The organism is Streptomyces sp. NPDC039480, from assembly GCF_055597165.1.
The window spans coordinates 1009892-1033752 of the sequence record NZ_JBVITX010000001.1 but is presented as its reverse complement, the minus strand read 5'-3'; the positions used below and the strand labels follow the sequence as shown (position 1 = coordinate 1033752).

At 71.9% G+C, this 23861-nt stretch carries 22 protein-coding genes; 9 read left to right on the top strand and 13 right to left on the bottom strand.

The window, feature by feature from the left end:
* Window positions 1–82: 82 nt before the first annotated feature.
* From ACZ56E_RS03875 to ACZ56E_RS03860, 4 genes are read right to left on the bottom strand one after another with little or no spacing between them, the layout of a single operon-like run.
* A complete protein-coding gene (locus tag ACZ56E_RS03875) occupies window positions 83–1648 on the bottom strand; it encodes an acyl-CoA synthetase (RefSeq protein ID WP_471210689.1) in 1566 nt (521 codons plus the stop codon).
* A complete protein-coding gene (locus tag ACZ56E_RS03870) occupies window positions 1645–2772 on the bottom strand; it encodes a nitronate monooxygenase (RefSeq protein ID WP_471210687.1) in 1128 nt (375 codons plus the stop codon). Before ACZ56E_RS03870 ends, ACZ56E_RS03875 begins: the two co-directional genes overlap by 4 nt.
* Before the next feature lie 54 nt (window positions 2773–2826).
* Complete coding sequence (locus ACZ56E_RS03865) at window positions 2827–4194, bottom strand: MFS transporter (RefSeq protein ID WP_471210685.1); 1368 nt, start codon at window positions 4192–4194, stop codon at window positions 2827–2829.
* Window positions 4191–5138: a MerR family transcriptional regulator gene (locus ACZ56E_RS03860; RefSeq protein ID WP_471210683.1), complete on the bottom strand. Its 948-nt coding sequence runs from the start codon at window positions 5136–5138 to the stop codon at window positions 4191–4193. Before ACZ56E_RS03860 ends, ACZ56E_RS03865 begins: the two co-directional genes overlap by 4 nt.
* Window positions 5139–5233: 95 nt before the next feature.
* On the opposite strand from ACZ56E_RS03860, the gene ACZ56E_RS03855 reads away from it, so the two are divergent.
* Window positions 5234–5587 carry a VOC family protein gene (locus tag ACZ56E_RS03855; protein WP_398304117.1) on the top strand — a complete coding sequence of 118 codons (354 nt, stop codon included), beginning with the start codon at window positions 5234–5236 and terminating at the stop codon, window positions 5585–5587.
* Window positions 5588–5625: 38 nt separating this feature from the next.
* Here ACZ56E_RS03855 and ACZ56E_RS03850 read toward each other — a convergent pair whose 3' ends face one another.
* Both ACZ56E_RS03850 and ACZ56E_RS03845 read right to left on the bottom strand, forming a co-directional pair.
* Entirely contained in the window at window positions 5626–7197 is a 1572-nt protein-coding gene (locus tag ACZ56E_RS03850) for a phytoene desaturase family protein (RefSeq protein WP_471210681.1), read from the bottom strand.
* A gap of 74 nt (window positions 7198–7271) precedes the next feature.
* Window positions 7272–7610, bottom strand: coding sequence for a hypothetical protein (locus tag ACZ56E_RS03845; protein WP_468084503.1), 339 nt, complete (start codon window positions 7608–7610; stop codon window positions 7272–7274).
* Window positions 7611–7766: 156 nt separating this feature from the next.
* Between ACZ56E_RS03845 and ACZ56E_RS03840 the strand changes: the two genes are divergently transcribed.
* The 3 genes from ACZ56E_RS03840 to ACZ56E_RS03830 are packed head-to-tail and all read left to right on the top strand — an operon-like array spanning window position 7767 to window position 10320.
* Complete coding sequence (locus ACZ56E_RS03840; RefSeq protein ID WP_471210678.1) at window positions 7767–8414, top strand: hypothetical protein; 648 nt, start codon at window positions 7767–7769, stop codon at window positions 8412–8414.
* Window positions 8414–9646 carry a sensor histidine kinase gene (locus tag ACZ56E_RS03835; protein WP_471210676.1) on the top strand — a complete coding sequence of 411 codons (1233 nt, stop codon included), beginning with the start codon at window positions 8414–8416 and terminating at the stop codon, window positions 9644–9646. The genes ACZ56E_RS03840 and ACZ56E_RS03835 overlap by 1 nt, the downstream gene beginning before the upstream one ends.
* Window positions 9643–10320, top strand: coding sequence for a response regulator (locus tag ACZ56E_RS03830; RefSeq protein WP_468606415.1), 678 nt, complete (start codon window positions 9643–9645; stop codon window positions 10318–10320). Before ACZ56E_RS03835 ends, ACZ56E_RS03830 begins: the two co-directional genes overlap by 4 nt.
* A gap of 13 nt (window positions 10321–10333) precedes the next feature.
* Here the strand turns inward: ACZ56E_RS03830 and ACZ56E_RS03825 are convergent, their stop codons facing one another.
* From ACZ56E_RS03825 to ACZ56E_RS03805, 5 genes are all read right to left on the bottom strand, one after another.
* A complete protein-coding gene (locus tag ACZ56E_RS03825; RefSeq protein WP_471210673.1) occupies window positions 10334–10582 on the bottom strand; it encodes an SCO4226 family nickel-binding protein in 249 nt (82 codons plus the stop codon).
* A 75-nt stretch (window positions 10583–10657) separates the two neighbouring features.
* On the bottom strand, window positions 10658–12898 hold the full coding sequence (locus ACZ56E_RS03820) for a serine/threonine-protein kinase (RefSeq protein WP_471210670.1): 2241 nt from the start codon (window positions 12896–12898) through the stop codon (window positions 10658–10660).
* Complete coding sequence (locus tag ACZ56E_RS03815; protein WP_471210668.1) at window positions 12880–13854, bottom strand: oxygenase MpaB family protein; 975 nt, start codon at window positions 13852–13854, stop codon at window positions 12880–12882. The genes ACZ56E_RS03820 and ACZ56E_RS03815 overlap by 19 nt, the downstream gene beginning before the upstream one ends.
* Before the next feature lie 87 nt (window positions 13855–13941).
* Entirely contained in the window at window positions 13942–15084 is a 1143-nt protein-coding gene (locus ACZ56E_RS03810; protein WP_468606421.1) for an acyl-CoA dehydrogenase family protein, read from the bottom strand.
* 63 nt (window positions 15085–15147) lie between these two features.
* Window positions 15148–15798: a TetR/AcrR family transcriptional regulator gene (locus ACZ56E_RS03805; RefSeq protein ID WP_471210665.1), complete on the bottom strand. Its 651-nt coding sequence runs from the start codon at window positions 15796–15798 to the stop codon at window positions 15148–15150.
* 167 nt (window positions 15799–15965) lie between these two features.
* Here ACZ56E_RS03805 and ACZ56E_RS03800 point away from each other — a divergent pair, with 167 nt between their 5' ends.
* Genes ACZ56E_RS03800 through ACZ56E_RS03785 form a run of 4 tightly spaced genes read left to right on the top strand, consistent with a single transcriptional unit; the run spans window position 15966 to window position 21228 of the window.
* Window positions 15966–17195 (top strand): oxygenase MpaB family protein, encoded by a 1230-nt coding sequence (locus ACZ56E_RS03800; RefSeq protein WP_471210662.1) that lies wholly within the window; start codon window positions 15966–15968, stop codon window positions 17193–17195.
* A gap of 32 nt (window positions 17196–17227) precedes the next feature.
* On the top strand, window positions 17228–18451 hold the full coding sequence (locus ACZ56E_RS03795; protein WP_471210660.1) for an oxygenase MpaB family protein: 1224 nt from the start codon (window positions 17228–17230) through the stop codon (window positions 18449–18451).
* A 1-nt stretch (window position 18452) separates the two neighbouring features.
* Entirely contained in the window at window positions 18453–20735 is a 2283-nt protein-coding gene (locus tag ACZ56E_RS03790) for a molybdopterin cofactor-binding domain-containing protein (RefSeq protein ID WP_471210658.1), read from the top strand.
* Between the two features lie 16 nt (window positions 20736–20751).
* Window positions 20752–21228 (top strand): (2Fe-2S)-binding protein, encoded by a 477-nt coding sequence (locus tag ACZ56E_RS03785; RefSeq protein ID WP_471210654.1) that lies wholly within the window; start codon window positions 20752–20754, stop codon window positions 21226–21228.
* Window positions 21229–21280: 52 nt separating this feature from the next.
* Here the strand turns inward: ACZ56E_RS03785 and ACZ56E_RS03780 are convergent, their stop codons facing one another.
* Both ACZ56E_RS03780 and ACZ56E_RS03775 read right to left on the bottom strand, forming a co-directional pair.
* Window positions 21281–21832 (bottom strand): GNAT family N-acetyltransferase, encoded by a 552-nt coding sequence (locus ACZ56E_RS03780; protein WP_471210652.1) that lies wholly within the window; start codon window positions 21830–21832, stop codon window positions 21281–21283.
* 10 nt (window positions 21833–21842) lie between these two features.
* Complete coding sequence (locus ACZ56E_RS03775; protein WP_471210649.1) at window positions 21843–22997, bottom strand: NAD(P)/FAD-dependent oxidoreductase; 1155 nt, start codon at window positions 22995–22997, stop codon at window positions 21843–21845.
* Window positions 22998–23074: 77 nt separating this feature from the next.
* Between ACZ56E_RS03775 and ACZ56E_RS03770 the strand changes: the two genes are divergently transcribed.
* A complete protein-coding gene (locus ACZ56E_RS03770) occupies window positions 23075–23836 on the top strand; it encodes a helix-turn-helix domain-containing protein (RefSeq protein ID WP_471210647.1) in 762 nt (253 codons plus the stop codon).
* Window positions 23837–23861: the final 25 nt, after the last annotated feature.

Genomic DNA, 23861 nt, shown 5'->3' with positions numbered 1-23861 from the left:
CTTTTCGCCGGCCGCTGTGACGAGGCCGGGCCCCCGCGCGACCAGCGGCGGGCCCGGCCTCGCGCCGTTCGCGACGCGGTCGTCACAGCGTGCGTTCGCGGCCCTCCCAGTACGGCTCGCGCAGGCGGCGTTTGTAGAGTTTGCCGTTGGGGTCGCGCGGCATCGTGTCGATGAAGTCGACGCTCTTCGGGCGCTTGTAGCCGGCGAGGCGGTGCTCGCAGTGGGCGAGGATCTCGGCGGCGAGCGCGTCGTCGGCGGTCCGGCCCTCGGCGACCTCGACGACGGCCTTGACCTCCTCGCCCCAGTCGTCGTGCGGAATGCCGAAGGCGGCGGCGTCCGCGACCGCGGGGTGGGTGAGCAGCGCCGACTCGATCTCGGCGGGGTAGATGTTGACCCCGCCCGAGATGATCATGTCGATCTTGCGGTCGCGCAGGAAGAGGTAGCCGTCCTCGTCGAGGAGGCCGAGGTCGCCGACGGTGAAGAAGTCGCCGATGCGGTTCTTCTTCGTCTTCGACTCGTCCTTGTGGTACGAGAAGCCGCCGGTGGACATCTTCATGTAGACGGTGCCCAGTTCGCCGGGGCCGAGGATGTTCCCGCCGTCGTCGTACACCGCCAACTCACTGATGGGCCAGGCCTTTCCGACTGTGCCCGGCTTCTTCAGCCAGTCCTGCGCGGTGGCGAAGGCGCCGCCGCCCTCGCTGGCCGCGTAGTACTCCTCGACGCACTCGCCCCACCAGTCGATCATGGCGCGCTTCACGTGGTCGGGGCAGGGCGCGGCCCCGTGGATGGCGTGCCGCATCGACGACACGTCGTACGCGGCCCGGGTCGCTTCGGGCAGGGCGAGCAGCCGGTGGAACTGGGTCGGCACCATGTGCGTGTGCGTGCACTTGTGCACGTCGATGAGCCGGAGCATCTCCTCGGGCGTCCACTTGTCCATCACGACCAGCGGGTGGCCGATGTGCAGGGCGGCGCCCGCGAACTGCAGGACCGCCGTGTGGTAGAGCGGCGAGCAGACCAGGTGGACGTTGCCGTCGAAGGGTTTGATCCCGAAGATGCCGAGGAAGCCCCCGAGGTACGACTCCTCGGGGAGCTTGCCGGAGAGCGGGCGGCGGATGCCGCGGGGGCGGCCCGTCGTGCCCGAGGTGTAGTTCATGACCCAGCCGAGCGTGCGGTCGGCGGGCGCTGACTCGGGCCGTCCGTCCAGGAGTTGGGCGTAGGGGCGGAAGCCGGGCACGTCTCCGACCGCGTAGCGGTGGCTCGCCGGGAGGCCCGCCTCGTCGGCCGCCGCGATCGCGGCGTCCCCGTACCGCTCGTGCGCGATCAGCACCTTGGCGCCCGAGTCGGCGACGATCCAGGCGATCTCGGGGCCGACCAGGTGATGGTTGACGGGGACGAGGTAGAGACCGGCCTGGGAGGCGGCGAGGTACGCGGTGAAGAACTCCACGCCGTTGGGCAGCACGACGGCGAACGCGTCGCCGCGCTCCAGGCCCGCGGCTCGCAGCCCGTGCACCAACTGGTTGACGGCGCCGTGCAGTCGGCCCGCCGTCCACTCCTCGCCGTCCGGTGTGATGAGGACGGTGCGGCCGGGGTCGGCCGTGGCCTGGGCCCAGAAGCCGTTCGGCGGGGCGTTGTCGGTCGGTGTGCTCACGACTTGCCTTCCCTTCCCGCGATGCGGATGACACGGTCGACTGCCCGCTCGAAGCCGCGCGTCAGATCGTCGAAGACGGCCTGGACGCCGCGTTCGCTGTTCATCCGGCCGACGATCTGCCCGACCGGCGTGCCGAGCAGGTCCTGCACCTCGTACTTCTGGATGCGCGAGACGGCCTCGGCGACCAGCAGCCCCTGCAACGGCATCGGCAGCGTCCCCGGCCCCGCCGGGTCGTCCCAGGCGTCGGTCCACCGCGTCCGCAGCTGCCGGGCCGGCTTCCCGGTCAGGGCACGGGAGCGGACCGTGTCACCGGAGCCGGCCGCGAGCAGCTTGCGGGTGAGGGCGGGCGAATGCAGGTCGGCCTCCGTGGTGGTGAGCCACAGCGAGCCGAGCCAGACGCCCTGCGCGCCGAGCGCGAGCGCGGCCGCGATCTGCTGCCCGCTGCCGATGCCCCCGGCGGCGAGCACCGGCAGCGGCGCCACCGCGTCGACGGCCTCGGGGGTGAGCACCATGGAGGCGATCTCACCGGTGTGGCCGCCCGCCTCGTACCCCTGGGCGACGACGATGTCGATGCCCGCCTCCGCGTGCTTGCGGGCGTGCCGGGCGCTGCCCGCGAGGGCGGCGACGAGGATGTCGTGGTCGTGGGCGCGCCGGACGACGTCGGCCGGTGGCGATCCGAGCGCGTTGGCGAGCAGTTTGATCGGGTAGTCGAAGGCGACGTCGAGTTGGCTGCGGGCGACCTGCTCCATCCAGCCGGTGATGCGCCAGCCGGACGCCTCGCCCTCTGCGAGCTCGGGCACACCGTGCTTGGCCAGGGTGTCCCTGACGAACTGCCGGTGCCCCTCCGGAATCATCGCCTCTACGTCGGCCTCGGTCAGCGCCTGACCGTCCTGGGCCTCGGCCTTCTTGGCGGGCATGACGACATCGAGGCCGTACGGCCGCCCGTCGACGTGCTCCTCGATCCAGTCGAGATCCCTGGCCAGCTCGTCCGGCGCCGTGTAGCGGACTGCGCCGAGCACCCCGAACCCGCCCGCCCTGCTGATGGCGGCGGCCACCGCGGGGAAGGGCGTGAAGCCGAAGATGGCGTGCTCGATCCCCAGTTTCTTGCTCAACTCCGTCTGCATGGGCGCAGGATGCCGCAGCCGCCCATCCGAGGGAAGAGATTTTCTGATGCGGTGTCAGATCGGCTTTGGCTCGCCGGACTTGCGGGCCACCCGACCCCCGCCCCGGCCCGCCTGCACGTGCCAGCCGCCGCAGATGGCCACCGCCAGGGCGGCCGCCGTGGGCACCAGCAGGAGCGCCGTCCCGCTGCCCGCCGCGCCCGCCAGCTGCGCCACCGCCGCGGCGCCCACCGCCGCGCCCGCCGTGTCGGCGCTCGCGAGCCAGGACATCGTCTCGGTCGTCCTTCCCGGGGGCGCGAGATCTCCCCCGAGCGTCCGCAGGGCCCCGAAGGTTCCGCCGATGACCAGCCCGGCCACCGGACAGACGACCAGGACCGCCGTCGGGGAGAACCGGGCGGCCACGGCCAGGGCGCCCCCGCCCACCGCGAAGGCGCAGAGCAGCCCGGAGAGCCCGGGGCCGCGGCCGCCGCCGCCTGACAGCAGCGAGGGAGCGACTCCGAGGGCCAGGCTCCCCAGGACGCTGCCGACGGAGAGTGCTGCCAGGTACAGGCCGGTGTACGGGGCCGCGCCGTGCTCTGCCGCGTAGATCGGCAGGACGACGTCGGCGGCGGTGACGGCGGCGACGAAGAGACCGTTGGCGGCGAGGAGGCGCCGCAGGGGCACGGAGGCGAGGGGGGTGGGGTGGCTTTCCGGTGTGCGGGGCGGGACGGACTGCCGGGTGGACCCGGTCTCGGACTCGGACTCGGACTCGGACTCGGACTGCCGAGTGGACCCGGACCCGGGCTCAGGCTGCCCCGCTCCCACGCCTCGCCCAGGTGTCTCGGAAAGTGAGCCGATCAGCAGGAGCACCACGCATGTGGTCATCGCGCCGATGACGGCGAACGGCGCGGCCGCCGAGAAGGAGAGGCTGAGCCAGCTGGCGAGCACCGGGCCTGTGACGAGGGCGGCGCCCATCATGGCCGCGTCCAGGGCCATCGCGGTGGCGAGCGTCCGGCTGTCGGTCAGCGGGTGCCAGACCGTACGCATCATGACCGCGACCGGAGGAGCCGTGGCGCCCGCGCAGGCGGCGAGGACCAGGACCACGGCGGCCGGGCCGCCCCCGTACACCGTGAGGACGAGGAGGACGAGTGACGTCAGGTGTCCCGCGAGGCAGCAGAGCAGGACCGTGCGCGGCGTATGCCGGTCGACGAGCCGCCCGCGCAGCGGCCCGGTCACGCCCTGCCCGATCGCGAGACTGCTGACGGCGAGCCCCGCGGTGCCGTACGAATGGTCCCGGTCCACCAGGAGCAGCAGGCTCAGGGCGGTCATGCCGGCCGGGAGTTTCGACACCGTGCCGAGCACCGCGATCCGCCGGAAGCCGGTGACCTCCGCCAACTGGCGGTAGCCGTCGAACAGTCGAGGGGCGGAGGAGCCTGCATCCGTCACGCCCCGCTCCGGGCGCGCAGGGCGCGGACGGCCCAGTCGAGTGCCGGAGCCAGGCTGTCCGGTGCGGGCCAGCCGTTGACGACCGCGAGGAGCCGCAGGTAGTGGTCCCTGCGGGGGTCGTTCATCCCGTCGAGGTGGGTCGCGAGCCGCGCTCGGAGCGCGTCGTCGTCGGGGCTGCCGACGATGCGGGCGTAGTGGGCGGAGAGTGCTTCGACGATCGGGGTGGCGTGCGGCCCTTCGGGGTCGATGCCGTCCCTCAGCGTCGGTTCGGCCAGGGCGCGGACGGTTTCGGCCAGGATGCGGGGCAGGCCCATGGCGTCGTCCGGCGCACGGTCGGTCGCCAGGTTCCTGGCCATCCCCCGCATGCTGGTGCGGAAGTCGGGGTCCTGCAGCAGTCCGGCGAGTTCCACCCATGCCTCGACCTGCTCGACGTCGGGTTCGTCGGGCAGCTCGGGCGTCAACGAGCGGATGACCGCCGCGAAGGCGGGGTGGTCGTGCAGGCCGTCGAAAACGGTGTCGAGGAAGCCGTCGATCAGCCGGTGGCGTTCGTCTTCGGAGAGGCGGGCGAGGCGGTGCATGAGGTTCATGAGCTCCTTTTCGTCGGACGTGGAGCCGCGGTCGGCCACCACGGTCAGGACCGCCCTCCGCAGGCGCAGGGTCCGTATCTGTACATCGAGCGCGTCGGCGTGCGCGGCGGCGACTTCCTGGAGCGGCACCTCCCGGTCGACGACCTTGCGGATGGTGGGCAGGTCGATGCCCAGTTCGCGCAGGGTCCGTACGAGATCCAGGCGGGCGACGGCGTCGATGCCGTAGAGCCGGTAGCCGGCCGGGCTGCGGTCCGTCGGCGTCACGATGCCGGAGTCGGAGTAGAACCGGATGGTCTTGACGGTGAGCCCGGTCCGCCGGGCCAGCTCGCCGATCGAGTAGAGGATGTCGCCGTTCATGCGCTCACTCTGACGCCTCCCCCTACTGGAGACTCAAGCGTCGCTTTCGATCACGTCGGCACGCGGTGAGGGGGCGGCGTTCCTACGATGGCGGCATGGCCATCGAACTGTTCTCAGGCATCCCGGTCAGCGACTACGCGTCAGCGCTGCACTGGTACGAACGCCTGCTCGGCGAGCCGCCCGCCTTCTGCCCGAACGACGTCGAGGCCGTCTGGGAGCTCGCGGAACACCGCTATCTGTACATCGAGCAGCTGCCCGAGCACGCGGGCCATGCCCGCCACACCGTCTTCGCCGGTGACTTCGACACGCGTGTCGAGCAGATCGCCGACCGGGGCCTGCGGCCCGCCGTGCGGGAGACGTACGCGAACGGCGTCCGCAAGGCCACGTACCGCGACCCCGACGGGAACGAGATCGGTTTCGGCGGCGCGCCGCTCCCCGCGTCCCCGTAGCCGTCGGCCTCCCCGTCCCCGTAGCCCTCGGTGCCTCGTCAGCCCAAGGCCTCCAGGACCGCCATCGCGGCGTTGTGCCCGGGGATGCCGCTGACGCCGCCCCCGCGCACCGCGCCCGCGCCGCACAGCACGACGTTCGGATGCCGGGTCTCCACTCCCCAGCGCCCGGCGCCCTCCGCGGCGGCGTTCTCCTCAGCGTGGGGGAAGGCGAGCTCGCGGTGGAAGATGTTGCCGCCGGGCAGCCGCAGGTCACGCTCCAGGTCGAGCGGGGTCTTCGCCTCGACGCAGGGGTGTCCTTCGGCGTCGAGGGCCAGGCAGTCGGCGATCGGCTCGGCGAGGTGTGCGTCCAGTTGGGCGAGGGTCGCTTTCAGGAGGTCGGCGCGTACGGCGTCGTTGTCGCGGGCGAAGAGCCGTGCCGGTGTGTGCAGCCCGAAGAGGGTGAGGGTCTGGTGGCCGCTCTCGACGAGGTCGGGGGCGAGGATCGTCGGATCGGTGAGGGAGTGGCAGTAGATCTCGGAGGGCGGCGCGGCGGGTGGCGTGCCGGCCGCGGCCTGGGCGTACGCGGCCGCCAACTCCTCGTACCCCTCCGCGATGTGGAAGGTGCCGGCGAACGCCTCGCGCGGGTCGACGGACGTGTCGCGCAGCCGCGGCAGCCGTCTGAGCAGCATGTTGACCTTGAACTGGGCGCCTTCGGCGGGCGGTGGCGGCTCCTCGCCGAGGAGCTCGGCGAGGGCCTGCGGCGACGCGTTGACGAGGACGTGGCGGGCGCCCGCGGTCCGCTCGCCGTCCTCCGTCGCGTACGTCACCTCGGCGCGCCGCCCGTCGGTGGCGATCCGCGTCACCTCGCATCCGGTCCGCAGCCGGGCGCCCGACACGCGCGCCGAGTCGGCGATGGCCGTGGTGAGGGCGCCCATGCCGCCGACGGGCACGTTCCAGTCGCCGGTGCCGCCGCCGATGACGTGGTAGAGGAAGCAGCGGTTCTGGCGCAGGGACGGGTCGTGGGCGTCGGCGAACGTGCCGATGAGGGCGTCGGTGAGGACGACGCCGCGCACCAGGTCGTCGGCGAAGCGCTCCTCGATCGCGGTGCCGATCGGCTCTTCGAAGAGGGTGCGCCACGCGGTGTCGTCGTCGACGCGGGTGCGCAGCGCGGCGCGGCTCGGCAGGGGTTCGGTGAGCGTGGGGAAGACGCGGCGGGCGACCTCCCCGGTCATGGCGTAGAAGTCGCGCCAGGCGTCGTACTCGCGCCGGCCGCCGGTGAGCCGCTCGAACGCCTGCCGGGTGCGGGCCTCGCCGCCGCCGACGAGCAGGCCGGTGGGGCGGCCGTCGCGCTCGGTCGGCGTGTAGGAGGACACGGTGCGGGTGCGCACCCGGAAGTCGAGGTCGAGGTCCCGGACGATCTTCTTGGGGAGGAGGCTGACCAGGTACGAGTAGCGGGAGAGCCGCGCGTCGACCCCAGGGAAGGGCCGGCTGGAGACGGCGGCGCCGCCGGTCGCGGAGAGCCGCTCGAGGAGCAGGACGGACCGTCCGGCGCGGGCGAGATAGGCGGCGGCGACAAGACCGTTGTGGCCACCGCCGACGATGACGGCGTCGTACGCATCACGATCAGGCATGGCTCTTCCTAACACGGCCCCCGGCGCCGGGGGCCGTGTACGCACCCATGGTCATGGGGGCGTCCGGAAGCGGCCTACCAGTTGTCCGGCCGCACCTCGTAGGTGAGGGTGTAGTGGGCACCGTTGTTGCGGAACACGGCGACCTGCTCGCCGCGTCCCGAGACGGCGGGGCTGATGTGGAAGTCGCCCAGGTGGTCGTCCGGGTCGAAGTCGTCCTTGTCCCACATGGAGACGACGTCGGCCCCGCTGTTGACCATCGTGAACGGCCCGTTGTTGACGTTGATGACCTGGCCGTTGTTGATGTCACCGCGGCCCCAGACGCGCTGGCCGCGGAAGTCCACCCACAGCTCGTCCTCGCCGTTGTCCTCGGTCTCGATGCACCGCAGTTGGTAGAACTTGACCTGGTATCCCATGACTGTCTCCCGGGTCCTTCTCGACGTCGGACGTGTTTCCGACACCCATGAGAATGCGCGCATCAGGGCTACCCTCGCGTCCACTCCGGAGTGGATTACGGGTGTACGACCCAGGGGGTACGTTTCTGCGTGGGGAAGAGAAAGTTTCATGGGTCCATGAGCGACTGGACCGACCCCATGGACGAGGCAACCGTGCTGGTCACGGCTGCGGACGTCACCCTCGAACCGATCGGCGCCCGGGCGCTCCTCGTCGACAGGGACGCGCTCCTCGTCCCTGATCCGCCGCCGCTCCTCGTCCGGCCGCCGGGAGCGCTGGTCGCGGTGATCGCGCCGGTGCCCGCGGGCTGCGGCCCGGTGGAGCGGATCGCCGTGTCCGACGTGGAGCACCTCGGCTCCGGCGACCCCGCGCCGGGCGTGCGAGCCAGTGTGGTCCGGCTGGCGGGGCGGTCGCGGTACGTGGTGCGCGCCGAGCCCTCCACCCAGCGCCGGCTGGCCGAGGTACTGCACGCCGAGGGCGGCGACCTGTGGGCGGCGATGCGCACGCTCGGCTACGACGCGCCGGTGCCCGACCGGCCCGGGAAGGCGGGCCGGGCCGGGGCGACCGAGGACAGGTCCGGGGCGTCCGGCGCCTTCGAGGCGTTCGACGCCTTCGCGGCCGGCCCCTGCCGGGTCATCCGCACATGCCTGCCCCACCCGCCCCGCCCCGACGACCCGCGCCCGCCGCACGGCGGTGCCCCGCGCCGTGATGCCCCGCACCGTGACGACCCCGACCGCGACGACCCGCACCCGCCGACCGGACCGTGATGGCCGCCGGGACCGGAGCCACCCTCGGCGGGCTGTCCCTGTACCGGGCGGCGCCCGCCGTCCAGGACTCGGTGCTCGCCGCCGCCCTGCTGCTGCCCGACCTGTTCCTCTTCTCGGACTTCGCGCTCCCGAACGTCGACACGGCCGACCGGCTGCTCACGGTCGGGTACGCCGTCCTCGGTTACGCGGTGCTCGCGGCGCGGCGGCGCGCCCCCCGTACGGTGTTCTGCTGCGTGTGGGCCCATGCCCTCGGCGGTGAACTGCTCACGTTCGCCGCGGTGTTCGACTACAGCCCGACTCTGGCGCTGCTCGCCGCGCTGTACACCGTCGCCGCCCTGCAGAGCGCCCGGTGGGCCGTGCCCGCGCTGGTCTGCGTGACGGTGCCGGTCGCGCTGTCGGTGCGGGCGGCGCTCGCCGACGTACCCGCCGCGGAGCGGCTGACCTCCCTGCTCGGGGTGGCCTGCTTCTACGGACTGCTCAACCTGGAGGTGTGGGGCGTCGGCCGGTGGGTGCGGGCGGGGCGGGCTGCGGCCGCCAGGGACGGGCTCGCGCTGGCCCGCGCCCAGGAGGCGATCCTGACCGAACGGGCGCGCACGGCGCGGGAGTTGCACGACATCGTCGCCAACGCGGTCACCGTCATGGTGCTGCAGGCGGGAGGCGCCCGCCATGTGCTGCGGACCGACCCGGACCGGGTCGAGCGCGCGCTCGATCAGATCGAGTCGAGCGGCAAGACGGCCGTAGCGGAGCTGCGGCACATGCTGCTGGTGCTGCGCACCGACGGTGAGCGGCTCGCCGCCGAGGGGGCCGGCTTCGGGCTCGCCGACCTGGACCCGCTCCTCAACGGGGTGCGCCAGGCGGGTCTCGACGCCCGTGTGGCGGTGACGGGCGTCCCCGCGGCGCTCACGAGGAGCGTGGACCTGACCGCGTACCGGCTGGTGCAGGAGGCGCTCACCAACGCGGCCAAGCACGCGGGTCCCGGAGCGGCCACGGTCGTACGCCTCGACTGGCGCGGGGCCGACGGGCTGCTGAGCGTCGAGGTCACCGACGACGGCCGGGGCACTCCGGCGGCCGTCCGCTCCGCGCTCTCGACGGGGCACGGGCTGATCGGGCTGCGTGAGCGGGTGGCCGTGTGCGGCGGCACGTTCGCCGCCGGGCCCACCGGGGAGGGTGGCTTCCGTGTCGCCGCCACCCTGCCGACAGAGGAACACTTCCGGCAGGAGGCCGCGTCATGATCCGGGTACTGCTCGCGGACGACCAGGCGATGGTCCGCTCCGCGCTCGCCATGCTGCTCACCGGCGAGAAGAACATCGAGGTGGTGGGCGAGGCCGCGGACGGCGACGAGGCCGTGGCCCTCGCGGCCGAGCTGCGCCCCGAGGTCGTCGTCATGGACGTGCGGATGCCCGGCATGGACGGTGTCGAGGCGACCCGGCGGATCACCGCCGACGCCTTCCCCGGCGAGGCCCGGGTGCTCGTGCTGACGACGTACAACGTCAGCGAGGCCGTCTATCAGGCGCTGCGGGCCGGCGCCTCCGGCTTTCTGCTCAAGGACGCGGCCCCCGACGAACTGGTCGGCGCGGTCCGGGCGCTCGCCGCCGGGGACGGCTGGCTGGACCCCGCGGTGACCTCCGATCTGCTGGCCGAGTTCGCCGCGCGGCCGGAGCGGATCAGGCCCGCACCCGAGGAGCTGGCGGCGCTCACCGGACGCGAGCGCGAGGTACTCGTCCTGGTCGCGCACGGCTTCTCCAACGCCGAGGTCGCCGCCCACCTCTTCATCGGCGAGGCGACGGTCAAGACCCACCTCGGCCGGATCCTCCTGAAACTCGGCGTGCGCGACCGCGCCCAGGCGGTGGCCGCGGCCTACCAGAGCGGCCTCGTCCCACCGGGCTCGTCCCCGCCGCTGCCCTGACCCGGGGCTCGGGTCAGACGGTCAGGGGCACCGGGTGGACCTCGTCGGCCCGGTGGCCCGCGCGTTCGTGGATGCGCTGGACCGCTTCGGCCGACGGTGCTTCGGAGAGGCAGTAGACCGTGCCGGACTGCGGGTCCGCCCATGCCTTCTCGAAGTGGACGCCTTCTTCCTTCTCGATGGCGAGATCTGCCTCGTGGGCCTTCTTCAGGTCCTCCGCCGTGATGCCGTTCATCCCGTGGTGGACGTCCATGAACTTCGACATGGCGCCGCACCTCCTTCTGTCTGCGCTATCTCCATCCTGCGCCCGTACGCCGGTGCGGTCGACTCCGTCGGAGCCTCAGTGGCTTCCGGCGCCCCGCCGCTGCCGGAGCGCCGCCACCCGGCGGTAGAGCTCGACGGCCTCGGTGCCGCGGCCCAGCTGTTCCAGACAGTGGGCCTCGTCGTTGCGGCTGGCGAGCGCGTCGGGGTGGTCGGCGCCGAGGACCTGCTCGCGGGCGGCGGCGACCCTGCGGTATTCGGTGAGCGCGTCGGCCCAGCGGCCGAGCCAGCCGAGGCCGACGGCGACCTCGCGGCGGCTCACCAGCGTGTCGGGGTGGTCGGCGCCGAGGACCCGCTCGCGGATGGCGCACACGTCACGGGCCTCCGCGAGTGCTTCCTCCCAGCGGCCCTGGCGTCCCAGATTCACCCCGAACCCGTGCCGGGCGCGCAGCGTCTCGGGGTCGGCGGGGCCGTTGACGCGCGTGCGGTCGTCGATCAGGTCGCGGTACAGCTCCAGCGCCTCGGCGCTGCGGCCGAGCCTGCCGAGGCTTATCCCGACCTCGTAGCGGGCGGTCAACGTGTCGGGGTGGTCGGCGCCGAGGGCCCGCACGCGGGCTTCGGCGACTTCGCGGTAGGTCTGCAGGGCCTCAGGCCAGCGGCCCAACTGGCCTAGTGCGTAAGCCACTTCGTAGCGGGTGACGAGCGTGTCCGGGTGGGTCGGGCCGAGCACCCGTGCGCGGGCCGCCGCGACCTCCTCGGCCAGTTGGTAGGAGTCCTCGAGGCGGCCGAGGCGGCTCAGGTTGTACGCGAGGTTGTGGCGGCAGCGCAGCGTGTCCGGGTGGTCGGGGCCCGCCGTGCGCTCGCGGGCGGCGAGCACCGAGGTGTACGTCTGGTGGGCCTCGAAGTGCCGTCCGAGCTGGCCCAGGACGTACGCCATCTCCTGGCGCGCGGCAAGCGTGTCCTGGTGGTCGGGGCCGAGCGTCCGCTCCCGGCCTCGCGCCACGCGGTCGTACTCGCGCAGTGCGTCGGCGGCGCGGCCGGTGCGGCTGAGGGTGAAGCCGACCTCGTAGCGGCTGGCGAGCGTGTCGGGGTGGTCGGGGCCGAGGGCGTGCTCGCGTTCGGCGGCGACCGCGCGGTGCACCTCGCCCGCCTCGGCCCAGCGGCCGAGCCGCCCCAGGCTGAGGCCCGCGTTGTGGCGACTCGTGAGAGTGGCGACCAATTCCGGTGAGGGCGTGGGCCGTTCGGGCTGGCGTGGGGCCGCGGCGCGGCGGGCGTCGACGCGTGGGATCCATTCGCCGGTCAGGCCCGCGGCCGCGTCGGGCGGGGTGGTGCGCAGCACGGACGCGCCGCTCGCCTTGTGCCCGGTGGTCATGCCGCGTGTCCAGGAAGGCAGCCGCGGTTCGTGCGGCGGCAGGTGGTCGTGGCGGCGGTGCACGGGGGGCGTGGCGACGGTCGGGACGTACGTGAGCGAGGTGCGGCCCGCGGCGATGCGGCGGCCGAGCTCCCGGGCGTCGGGCGGGCGGTCGCCGGGCTCCTTGGCGAGCAGGTCGAGGACGATCCGGTCGAGGTACTCGGGCAGTTCGCCGCGGTGCCTGCGGGGTGGTTCGGGTGCGGTGTCGCGGTGTCCGACGAGGACGGCCCAGGCGTCCTCCAGGTCGAACGGCGGGGCGCCGGTGGCGATCTCGTAGAGCACGCAGCCGAAGGAGTAGAGGTCGCTGCGCTGGTCGACGGGGTCGCCGCCGATCTGCTCGGGCGACATGTAGTGCGGGGTGCCCATCGCGATGCCGGTGCCGGTCAGCCGGGAGGTGAAGCCGATGTCGGCGCCGAGGCGTGCGATGCCGAAGTCGCAGATCTTCACCGTGCCGTCGGCGAGCCGCATGATGTTCGCGGGCTTCAGGTCCCGGTGCACGATGCCCTGTTCGTGGGTGTACGCGAGGGCGGCGGCGACCTGGTCGGCGATCTCCACGACGTCGGCGACCGGCAAGGGGTGCTGCTTGTTGTCCTCGAGGAGCTGGCTGAGGTTGCGCCCTTCGAGGAGTTCCATGACGAGGTACAGGACGCCGTCGGACTCGCCGAAGTCGTGGACGACGGTGACGCCTCGGTGCTGGAGCGCCGCCGCGACGCGCGCCTCGCGCCGGAAGCGCTCGCGCAGCACACCCGCGAAGGCCTGATCGTGCTGGTGCCCCATCGGTTTGAGGCATTTGACGGCGACCTGGCGGCCGAGCGACTCGTCGCGCGCCCGCCACACCTCGCCCATACCGCCGCGCCCGATCAGATCCAGGAGCCGGTACCGGCTCTGGATCAGCCTGGTGTCCGCCATCTCGTGTTGTCGCCCCCGTTGCCTCGCTGCGCCCTCCCCGGCCCGTCCAGTATGGCGTTCCGTCTGTGGAGTTTGTACGGGGCGGGGCGGCTGCCGGGACCGAGTCGGGCCACGGCACGCAGGATGTGCTTGGGCGGGAGTTGCCAGCGCACACGCGCGGGGATGCGGCGCAGGACGGTGCCGGTGAGGACGAGGCGGCGGGTGACCGTGGCGGGTGGTGGGGCGGCCCTGCCGTACAGGGCGTGGGCGTACGGCGGCAGGGACGCGTACGCCAGGTTCGCGACGCGCCGCCACAGCAGGTCGCGCGCCGGGACGAGCAGGGGGTGTGTCGGCGGGCGCTGCAGGAAGTCGTCGACGGCGCGGGCATCCCGTCCGGCGGCGAGCCGGGGCCTCATCTCCTCGAAGTAGGCGGCGAGTTCGGCCGTCGACGCGGGTACGTCCGCGGGGTCGAGGCCGACCAGGCGGGCGCTCTGCCGGTGTTCGTCGACGTAGCGGTCGGCCAGCGCGTCGGTGAGGCGGAGGCCCGAGCAGCGTACGACGTGGAGGTAGGAGTCGATCTCCGCGCAGTGCACCCAGAGCAGCAGTTCGGGCTCGTCGACGCCGTAGCGCTCCCCCGTCTCGGGGTCGGTGGCCTGGAGCATCGTGTGGATCTTCCGCACGCGGGCGCCCGCCTTCTCGGCGACCTCGGTGGTGCCGTAGGTCGTGGTGCCGACGAAGTTGGCGGTGCGCATGAGGCGGCCCCAGGCGTCCTTGCGGAAGTCGGAGTTCTCCATGACACCGCGGACGGCGCGCGGGTGCAGGGCCTGGAGGTAGAGGGCGCGGATACCGGCGATCCACATCATGGGGTCGGAGTGTGCCTGCCAGGTCACGGAGGCGGGCCCGAAGAGCCCTGGGTCGGGCCGGGGCCCGGGCGCGGGTCCGGACGCCGGATCGGGCGTGGATATGTGCTCGGGCATGATGCGAGCCTCTCCTGACGGGTGACGCGGACGTCCGCGACCAGTATCCCGGCTCCGCGCCCTGACACCAGCGCCGCCGGGCGGCCTCTACAGCCCGTACGTCCTGCCGATGATGTCGCGCTGGATCTCGCTCGTCCCGCCGTACACGGTGGATACGACGGTCGAGCGCAGCAGGGCTTCCATGCCGTACTCGGTGGCGTATCCGTAGCCGCCCATCATCTGCATGCCTTCCAAGGTCACGTGTTTGGCGAGTTCGGTGCACTTGAGCTTGGCCATGGAGGCCTCGCGGGCGAAGACCCGGCCCGGTTCGGCGTCGATGGCGGCCGCGACGTCGTCCACCAGGAGCCGGGCGCATTCGAGTTCGGTGGCCATGTCGGCGATGCGGTGCTTGAGGACCTGGAAGGAGCCGATGGGCCGGCCGAACTGCTCGCGCTGGCGCACGTACCGAAGGGTGTCGTCGAAGGCGCGGCGGGCGGTGCCCAGCATCAGCGCGGCGAGGATCATCCGCTCCAGGTTGAGGCCGGCCATCAGCTGGGGCCAGGCCTGGTCCGGGGTGCCGACGACCGCCGAGTCGGGGACGAAGCAGTCGGTGAAGTACAGGTCGTTGACCTCCCGGCCGCCCATCGTGTCGATGCCCCTGATCTCCAGGCCCTCGACGTCGCTCGGCACCATGAACTGGGTGAGGCCGTCGTGCTTGGACGCCCCGTGCGACGTACGGGCGATGAGCAGGATGTGGTCCGCGATGTGCGCGTTCGAGCACCAGGTCTTCTGTCCGTTGATCACGTAGCCGCCGTCGGTGCGGTCCGCGCGGCAGGTGAGCGCGCCCACGTCGGAGCCCGCGCCGGGCTCGGACATCGAGATGGCCTCGACCCTGCCGCCCGCCACGCCTTCGAGCACGACGCGCTTCTGCTCCTCGGTGCCGAACTTGTCGTAGGCCGCGGCGGCGATGACCGTGGTGGAGAAGCCGCTGATCGGCGCGAGGCCGTACGCGGTCTCCTCCAGGAACAGGCACAGCTCCGCCATGCCGAGGCCCGCGCCGCCGTACTCCTCCGGGACGACGATGCCCAGCCAGCCGAGCTCCGCCATCTTCTCGTAGAGCTTCTGGTTGTGCGGCTCCCGGCCGCCCTCGGTCAGCTTGTCCCGCTGCTCCTTGGTGCCGCACTCGCGGCGGCAGAAATCGCCGACCGCCTTGACCAGGTCGCGTCGCTCGTCCGTCAGAACTCGGGGCATGGTGCGCGTTCCTCCTCGAACAGAGTCAAGAGCCGAAGATCAGGGGGCAAGGGCGCATCGCGTTCACCGGGTGGGCGGCGGTCCCAGCATCGGTACCAGGAACCGGCGCGCCACCGCCCGCACCTGCTCCTCGTCGTCGATGTCGACCACCTGGCTGGGAATGACCAGGAAGGACGCCGACACCCGGACCATCAGCTCGGCGACGACGTCCACGTCCACGTCGCGCGCGACGTTGCCCGCCTGTTGTTCGCGGCGCAGCCTGCCCGCGACGAACTGCCGCACGACGGCCAGCGTGCGACCCCCGTCCGTGGTCATGGACGGCACGACCGCGTCCGGCTCCGCGTCCATCAGACCGCCGATGAGCGGGTTGCCGCGAATGGCGCGGAGCGAGCTCACGAAGCCGAGGACCACGCGGTCGGCGACGGTCTCCGCGCCCCGGACATCGACGATGAACTGGTCGAAGTACCGCCGGAACTCGCGGCGGACGACCTGCTCGACGAGCGCGTCCTTGGAGGCGAACCGGCGGTAGACCGTGATCCGGGAGACCCCGGCACGGCGGGCCACGTCCTCCATCGTGGACCGCCGGATTCCCATGCGGCGGAACTGCTCGAAGGCCGCGTCGAGCACGCGCGCGGTGACCTCGTCGTGGTCGTCGCCGGTCTGCTCGGTGGCCTCGGCCCGCTCTGCGGCCTCGGCGAACGCGCGATCCAGCACGGAGTCCGAGTCCTGTGGCGCGGCGAGAAAGGGAAATGCGGGTTCCACAGTCTGGTGCTCCGATCCGGGTTGTGCTTCTCTCGATGAAACACAGCTACAGACTCTGTATCAGAGTATCAGGCAGGGTATCAGCCAGCGCTGAGGCGACTCAAGGAGGAGTTCCGGGAATGGACGAACTCAGCAGGCGCAAGATGCTGCTCACGGGCGGTGCGCTGGGCGCGCTCGGCGTGCTCGGCATGGCGTCGCCGGCGAGCGCGCGGTCCACGTGGACGTGGGCGGCGAGCGGCTCGGTGGCCGGATCGGGTGCGGGCACCGACCCGCAGTGGGTGTGGGACGACGAGGCCGACGAACTTCTGGGTGCCGTCCTCGCACGGGGCGATGTGCCGAGGGTCAACGAACTCCTGCGCACCTGGACCCGCAACGACCAGCCCCTTCCAAGCGAACTCCCCCGCGACCTGCGGCAGTTAATGGAGAAGGCACGCCGGCTGCCGCCGTGGGCGGACCGGGCCAAGCTCGAGACCGCCGCGAAGTTCAACGAGGGCAGGGGCCTCTACCTCAACATCCTCAACGGCATCGGCGGCGGCATGCTGAGCACCGCCATCCCCCGCGAGGCGCGGGCCGTCTACTACTCCAAGGGCGGCGCCGACATGGAGGACCGGGTCGCCAAGACCAGCAAGCTCGGCTTCGCCGTCGGCGCCCTGGACGCCTACCGGCCCGGCGGCACCTGCGTCGTGGAGGCCGTGAAGACCCGCATGGTGCACGCGGCGGTACGCAACCTGCTGCCGAAGTCGCCGGGCTGGACCGGCACCGGGGACGGCCAGAAGATCCCGATCAGCCTCGCGGACATGCTGGTCACCTGGCACACGCTGCCCACCTACGCGATGCGCACGATGCGTGAGTGGAAGGTCCCGATCACCTCCGCCGAGTCCGACGCCTATCTGCACGTGTGGCAGGTGACCGCGCACATGCTCGGCATTCTCGACGAGTACATCCCCGCGACCTGGGAGGCGGCCGAGGCGCAGTCCAAACAGCTCCTGGACCCGGTCCTCGGCCCCACACCGGAAGGCGTCGAACTGACCGACATCCTCCTGGGGCAGCTCGCCGAGCAGACGAGCCCCGGCAGCGTCGACCGGCCCCTCGTCAACGCCTTCGCCCGGTACCTCGTCGGCAACCGGATCGCCGACTGGGACGGCATCCCCCGCGAGCCGTTCTGGGAAGCGGCGGTCAAGACCGCCTGGCCGCCCCTGGTGGCGTTCCGCGAGGGTCTCATCAAGCTGCCCCTGGTGCCGCAGATCGCCTGGACGATCGACGAAGCGGCCCGCAAGTACATCTTGTTCTATCTCTCCAAAGGGCGTGAGATTCACATAGACATCCCCGACACCAACCGCCCCGCCTGACCAACGAGCCCTACAGAAGGAGGAGTTCCCTGATGGACGAACTCAGCAGGCGCAAGATGCTGCTCACGGGCGGTGCGCTGGGCGCCCTCGGCGTGCTGGGCGCGGCGTCGCCCGCGAGCGCGCGGCCTCTGTGGTCATGGGCCGCGAGCGGCTCGGTGGCCGGGGCGGGCGCGGGCGCCGACCCGCAGTTGATGTGGGACGACGAGGCGGACCGGCTGCTCGGCTCGCTGCTCGACCGCGGGGACATACCGAAGGTCAACCAGCTGCTGCGGAACTGGACCCGCAACGACCAGCCGCTGCCCGACGAACTCCCGCGGGACCTGGCGGAGTTCATGGAGAAGGCGCGCCGGCTGCCGCCGTGGGCGGACCGGGCCAAGCTCGAGACCGCCGCGAGGTTCAACAAGACCAAGGGGATCTACGTCGGTGCGCTGTACGGCCTCGGCAGCGGGCTGATGAGTACGGCGATCCCGAGGGAGGCGCGGGCCGTCTACTACTCCAAGGGCGGCGCGGACATGAAGGACCGCATCGCCAAGACCGCGAAGTTCGGGTACGACGTCGGGGACCTGGACGCGTACCAGCCGCAGGGTTCGATGATCGCGACCGCGGTACGGACCCGGCTGGTCCACGCGGCCGTACGCAATCTGCTGCCCAAGTCCCCGGGCTGGTCGGGAACGAGCGACGGACAGAAGATTCCCATCAGTCAGGCGGACGTGCTGGTCACCTGGCACAGTCTGGCCACCTTCGTCATGCGCAAGCTGCTCGACTGGGACGTTCCGGTCTCCCGGGCCGAGTCCGAGGCGTATCTGCATGTGTGGCAGGTGACCGCCCATATGCTCGGCGTCCATGACGAGTACATCCCGGCCACCTGGGACGCGGCCAACGCGCAGTCCAGGCAGCTCCTCGACCCGGTCCTCGCCCGCACGGACGAGGGGGTCAAGCTGACCGAGGTGCTCCTCGACATCGTCGCCGAGCTCGACGCCGGGGTGACGCGGCCCCTGGTCAGCGCGTTCTCGCGGTACACGCTCGGCGACCGGATCGGCGACATGATCGGGTTGTCCAGGGAACCGTTCTGGCAGCCGCTGATCTCGAAGGCGTGGCCCCTCCTGGTGGCCTTCCGGGAGAAGCTGATTCCGCTGCCCCTGGTGCCGGAGGCCGCCTGGGCCATGGAAGAGGCCATCCGCAGGTTCGTCCTGCTCTTCCTGTCCGAGGGCAGACCCATCCACCTGGAGATCCCCGACGCGAACCGGCCGCACTGACATGGGTGAATCGCAGTCGAGCACGCCCGGCCTCGGGCGGCGTCGCTTCCTCGGTTACGTACTTGCCGCCCCGACCCTGGTGACCGCGGCCCCGCTCGTGTCCGAAGCAGCGGCCGCGGTGCCGTCGCCGGACGTCACCGAGCTGGTCGATCTGAACGACGTGATGACCGCGGCGGCCCTGCCGACCTCGCACCTGATCACGGTCGAGGTCGGCGGGGACGGCACCGTGTCGTTCGCGCTGCCGCGGGCCGAGGTCGGGCAGGGCATCACGACGTCGACGGCCATGCTGATCGCCGAGGAACTGGACGTACCGGTGGACCGGGTCCGGGTCACGCTGGCCGAAGCGCGCCCCGAGCTGGTGTTCAACCAGCTCACCGGCGCGTCCAACACGACCATCTCGACGTACACCCCGATCCGCGTGGCGGCGGCCGTCGCCCGGCGGCGGCTCCTCGACGCCGCGGCGGTCGAGCTGGGCGCGGCCGTCGGGGATCTCACGCTGAAGGCCGGTGTCGTCACCGACCGCGCGGGCGGGCGGGTCGGCATCGGGGAGCTGGCCGGGAAGGCGGCGAGCCGCAGCCCGCGGCGGATGTCCGTGGAGCTCAAGGAGCGTGAGCGGTTCACCGTCATCGGGCGGCCGCACAACCGTGTCGACGCGCTCGCCGCGGTCACCGGACGCAAGAAGTTCACGATGGACCTCGACGTGCCGGACGCCCTGCCGACCATGGTGTGCCGCCCGCCGACCCTCAACGGCAAGGTCGGTTCGGTGGCCAACCTCCAGGAGGTACGGGCCATGCCGGGCGTCACCGACGCCGCGGTGATCTCCACCGGGGTCGCGGTGCGCGCGCGGACCTTCGGCCAGTGCATCGACGCCGTACGGGCCCTGCGCGTGGCGTGGAAACCCGGCAGTGCGGCAGGAAAGTCGGACGAGACGGTGCTCAAGGAGTTGCGGGCGGCCGAGCTGCCGCTCGGACTGCCGCCCGTGACGCCGTCGGTCGAGGCCTCGTTCACCTTCCACTTCCGCAGCAACAGCGCGCTCGAACCCAACTGCGCGATAGCCGACGTGCGTCCGGGCCGGGCCGAGATCTGGTCCGCCCTCAAGGCGCCGATCGTCGCCAAGCAGGCCATCGCCGTCCGGCTCGGGCTTCCGCAGAGCGCGGTCACCGTGCATGTCACCGAAGGCGGTGGCTCCTTCGGGCGGAAGCTGTTCTTCGACGCCGCGCTGGAGGCCGCCGAGATCTCCAAGGAGTTCGGCAAGCCGGTCAAGCTGATGTGGCACCGCGCCGACGACTCGCGCCAGGGGCGCACGCACCCCATGGCCACCTCACGGGTGCGCGTCGCGTACGCGGGTGACACCGTGCTCGGCTACAAGCAGCGGCACACCAGTGTCTCCACGGACCTCGGGCACGGTCTCGGCGAGCTCTTCACCGCGATGGCGGCGAAGCTGCCGGTGGGCGACATCGGTTTCTCCCAGACGTTCTTCCACCTCTCCCAGTCGATGCCGTACGACTTCGGCGTGCACAGCCGACTGCTCAGCGAGACCGACAAGGGCTTCAACACGGGCAGCATGCGCAACGTGTACTCCCCCGACGTCACCTGTGCCCGGGAGCTCATCGTCGACAGGCTCGCCGCGAAGATGGGCAAGGACCCCTTCACGTTCCGCAGGGACTTCCTCCGCGACGACCGCACGCGAGCGGTGCTGGAGAAGGCCGCCGAGGTGGGGAAGTGGGGCCGGCCGATGCCTGCCGACACCGCGCAGGGCATCGCCGTGCACTCCGAGTATCACGCCACGAGTGCGGTGCTCGTGGAGATCGACTGCCGGCCGGAGACCGTCAACCGGCCCATTCGCGACGGTGTGACCGGACCGCGCGTCACGAAGGCCGTCATCGCCGTGGACGTCGGACTCGCCGTCAACCCACGCGGCCTTGAGGCGCAGATGATGGGCTGCCTCATGGACGGCATCGCCCTGACCCTGACGTCGAGCCTGCACCTGCGCGACGGATACTTCCTGGAGGCCAGCTGGGACAACTACTTCTACACCCGGCAGTGGAACACCCCGCCCGAGCTGGAGATCATCGTGATGCCGACCACGACCGGCAAGCCGGGCGGTGCCGGCGAGCTCGGTGTCGCGGCGTCGACGGCCGCGGTCGCCTGCGCGTACGGCCGGGTGACGGGCACGATGCCGACCACCTTCCCGATCAACCACGGCACGCTCTCCTTCGTACCCAAACCGACCGTACCGCCCGTCCCCCAGTCCCCCACCGACGGCTTGGACCACGTCCGCTGACCACCAGGAGACCCCCGTGCCCGAGCACACCTTCCGACTCAACGGCGAGCAGGTCACGGTCGACGTCGCCGACGACGTACGGCTGCTGTGGGTGCTGCGCGACGTCCTGGGCGTCACCGGGCCCAAGTACGGCTGCGGCATCAACGTCTGCAAGGCCTGCACCAGCCACATCAACGGCAAGGCCGCGAACCCCTGCGCCATCCCGGTCAAGGACCTGCGCCCGACCGACGAGGTCACGACGATCGAAGGCCTCCCGGCCACGGTCGACGCGGACCTGCACCCGATGCAGCAGGCCTGGCTCGACCAGGACGTGGCCCAGTGCGGCTACTGCCAGCCCGGCCAGATCATGGCCGCCGTCGCCCTGGTCACCCGCGTCACGCAGGAAGGCCGCCAGGTCACCGACGCGGACCTCGACGACATCCGCAACATCTGCCGCTGCGGCACGTATTTCCGCATCCGCGAAGCGGTGAGGGAGGGCGCCCGGAACATGTGAGGCACGGGCGCCGCCGGGCCCGGGACCTCGACCGCCCCGTCGACGAACCGAGTCACCCGGGCGGCGCGGCCGACGACCACACACCGAACCACTGCTCGGCGCCGTAGTCCTCGTACCGCTCCACCTCGGTGAACCCCAACTTCGCCGCGACCCGCATCGACCGCTCATTGGCGATCTGGGTACGCAGCACCACCGACCTGCCGGGACACTCGCCCGCGAACCAGCCGAGCGCCGCCGCGCACGCCTCGGCGGCGTACCCGTGTCCCCACGCCTCCGGCAGGAACAGATAGCCGAGTTCGGTCTCCCCGACATCCGGACGGACGTGCCCCGGACGGCTCGCGTCGTGCCGGTCGAGCATGACCGTACCGATCATGGCTCCGGCGAGCTCGACCACGAAAAAGCCGGGGCGCCGCCCGGGCACCTCAGGCATCGCGCGTTCCAGCTCGTCACGTGGTCGAGGGCCACCGCCGTAGGTGTTCACCTCCGGCGAGGCGAACAGCTCGACGAACGCCGGGCGGTCCCGGGCCTCCGACTGCCGGAGCACGAGGCGCTCGGTTCTGAGTGGGGCGGCAGGTGGCCAGGTGACGGGTGCGGGTTCGGGCATGGCGGGGAACCTATCGCACGCCTGTGGGATTGCTCTGCGAGGTGCTTGACCCGTTGCGGGGGCCGGAGCGGACCGTGCTGCGCACTATCGCTTCCTTGAAAGTTGCTGCGGCGCGTCCTGTCAGGACGAACCTGCGCGGGCTGTCGTCGGCGCGGGTGAACTGGACGACGCCGTCGCGTCTGCCGAGGCTGATGTTGGTGAAGGTGTAGCCGATCCGGACGGGCTCCGGTTCCTTGCCTGTCAGCCGCGCCGCGATGACTTCGGCCACGCCTCGGCCCATGGGCAGGGCCGCCTGGCAGGACATGCGGCTCGGTGTCCCGTCCACCGAGAGGCCGGCCGCCGCGTCGCCGATGGCGTACACGTCGGGGTGCGAGACCGAGCGCAGGGTCGCGTCGACGAGCATCCGTCCGCTCTCGTCCGTCGCGAACCCCGCCGCGCGTGCCAGCTCCGGCGCACGGAATCCGGTCGTCCACACCACCGCGTCCGCGGCGAACGGGGCGCCGTCGCGGGTGTCCAGGCCGTCCTCCCGCACTGCCGCGACAAGGGTCCTGGTATGGACCGATACGTCGAGTCGCCGCAGAGCACGCCGCAGGTGGGTGCGGGCACGCGGCGTGAGCCCGGACCCGACCTCATCGGCCTCGGTGAAGAGCCGCACGCGCAGCCCTGGGTGGCTTTCAGCCAGCTCGGAGGCCGTCTCCAGGCCGGTCAGCCCTCCCCCGACCACCGCGACCGTGCCGCCTGACCCGATCTCGGCGACCCTGTCCCGCAACCGCGTCGCCTCCTCAGGAGTGGCTACGGTGTACGCGTGCTCGGCTGTCCCCGGGACGTCGTCGAGCCGTGCCAGGCTGCCCACCGCGTACACCAACGTGTCGTAGCCGATCGTTCCGGGCGCGCGGTCCATGACCACGGTCCGGTCGGTCGTGTCGATCGTCGTCACGCGTCCGACGGCCAACCGGACCGGCGTACCGCTGAGCAGTTGACGCAACGACGGCGCCACCGCCCGCTGCCCTGCGGCCAGTTGATGGAGCCGGACCCGCTCCACGAACCGGTCCGAGGCATTGACCAGCGTGATGGTGACATCGCTGCCGCGCAGCTTGCGGGCGAGGCGTCGGGCCGCCGACACACCGGCGTAACCAGCGCCCACGATGACCAGGCGATGACTCATGGCATGACTTCCTCTGGGAGTACGGGCACGACCGGGAGGGCTGCCGACCTGACGGCAGCGGTAGCGTGCGGGGCACGATGATCCACTCACCTCGTGCCTGGGCACTTGAACAAAACGATCGCCGCGTCGTCTTCGCCTCCGGCGACGAGGCGACGATGTTCGCGGAGTCGCGTCCGTTCCGCGTCGCCCAGCACCAGCTGCCCGCATGGAAGGCCGTGCTGTCGATCGGCGGCCACGCCGAACTCCGCTCGCCGGGACGGCCCGTGGTGGCGGCGCCGGGGCTGATCGTCCCGCCCCAACTGGTCCACAGTTGCGTGTCGACCTCGCCCTACATCGCCCTGTTCATCGACTCCTGGCTGCTGCCCTCATGCCCGGGGCCGATTCGGCTCGATGCCGGCGAGGTCCGTCGCCTGCTCGCCGCACTCGGCACCACCACCGGTTCCGACGGGCCCGGACCCGGCGCGGATGTGGCCGCCGGTTACGCCGAGTTGAGGTCCCTCGCCGGGCGCCCTGCCCCGCTCGCACGGCTCGACCCGAGAGTCGCTCACGCCCTGCACCTGTGCACGTCGCACGATCCGGACATGCCCCTCGTGTCCGTCGCCGACGAGGTCGGCGTGTCGGCCCCGCGGCTGCGCGCCCTGGTCCGGCGAGACGTGGGCATCGCACTCGCCCACCTGCGCCGATGGGGCCGGCTCCGCACGGCCGTCGCCGAACTGCCGGATTCGACCGCCGCCCTGGCCGCGGCCACCGCGGGCTTCGCCGACCAGGCTCACCTGGCCCGTACGGCACGGGAGTTCATAGGACGTACGCCTGCCTCGCTGCGCCGTACCGAAGTGTGACGGCGGACTCCCCGGAGTGGGGCGG

Excerpts from the sequence above, each read along its gene's own strand:
- ACZ56E_RS03800 (WP_471210662.1), top strand. The coding sequence starts at position 15,966 with ATGGACGAACTCAGCAGGCGCAAGATGCTGCTCACGGGCGGTGCGCTG.
- ACZ56E_RS03830 (WP_468606415.1), top strand. The coding sequence starts at position 9,643 with ATGATCCGGGTACTGCTCGCGGACGACCAGGCGATGGTCCGCTCCGCG.
- ACZ56E_RS03780 (WP_471210652.1), bottom strand. The coding sequence starts at position 21,832 with ATGCCCGAACCCGCACCCGTCACCTGGCCACCTGCCGCCCCACTCAGA.
- ACZ56E_RS03835 (WP_471210676.1), top strand. The coding sequence starts at position 8,414 with ATGGCCGCCGGGACCGGAGCCACCCTCGGCGGGCTGTCCCTGTACCGG.
- ACZ56E_RS03790 (WP_471210658.1), top strand. The coding sequence starts at position 18,453 with ATGGGTGAATCGCAGTCGAGCACGCCCGGCCTCGGGCGGCGTCGCTTC.
- ACZ56E_RS03870 (WP_471210687.1), bottom strand. The coding sequence starts at position 2,772 with ATGCAGACGGAGTTGAGCAAGAAACTGGGGATCGAGCACGCCATCTTC.
- ACZ56E_RS03860 (WP_471210683.1), bottom strand. The coding sequence starts at position 5,138 with ATGAACGGCGACATCCTCTACTCGATCGGCGAGCTGGCCCGGCGGACC.
- ACZ56E_RS03845 (WP_468084503.1), bottom strand. The coding sequence starts at position 7,610 with ATGGGATACCAGGTCAAGTTCTACCAACTGCGGTGCATCGAGACCGAG.
- ACZ56E_RS03815 (WP_471210668.1), bottom strand. The coding sequence starts at position 13,854 with ATGCCCGAGCACATATCCACGCCCGATCCGGCGTCCGGACCCGCGCCC.
- ACZ56E_RS03855 (WP_398304117.1), top strand. The coding sequence starts at position 5,234 with ATGGCCATCGAACTGTTCTCAGGCATCCCGGTCAGCGACTACGCGTCA.
- ACZ56E_RS03820 (WP_471210670.1), bottom strand. The coding sequence starts at position 12,898 with ATGGCGGACACCAGGCTGATCCAGAGCCGGTACCGGCTCCTGGATCTG.
- ACZ56E_RS03825 (WP_471210673.1), bottom strand. The coding sequence starts at position 10,582 with ATGTCGAAGTTCATGGACGTCCACCACGGGATGAACGGCATCACGGCG.
- ACZ56E_RS03840 (WP_471210678.1), top strand. The coding sequence starts at position 7,767 with ATGAGCGACTGGACCGACCCCATGGACGAGGCAACCGTGCTGGTCACG.
- ACZ56E_RS03795 (WP_471210660.1), top strand. The coding sequence starts at position 17,228 with ATGGACGAACTCAGCAGGCGCAAGATGCTGCTCACGGGCGGTGCGCTG.
- ACZ56E_RS03850 (WP_471210681.1), bottom strand. The coding sequence starts at position 7,197 with ATGCCTGATCGTGATGCGTACGACGCCGTCATCGTCGGCGGTGGCCAC.
- ACZ56E_RS03770 (WP_471210647.1), top strand. The coding sequence starts at position 23,075 with ATGATCCACTCACCTCGTGCCTGGGCACTTGAACAAAACGATCGCCGC.
- ACZ56E_RS03775 (WP_471210649.1), bottom strand. The coding sequence starts at position 22,997 with ATGAGTCATCGCCTGGTCATCGTGGGCGCTGGTTACGCCGGTGTGTCG.
- ACZ56E_RS03810 (WP_468606421.1), bottom strand. The coding sequence starts at position 15,084 with ATGCCCCGAGTTCTGACGGACGAGCGACGCGACCTGGTCAAGGCGGTC.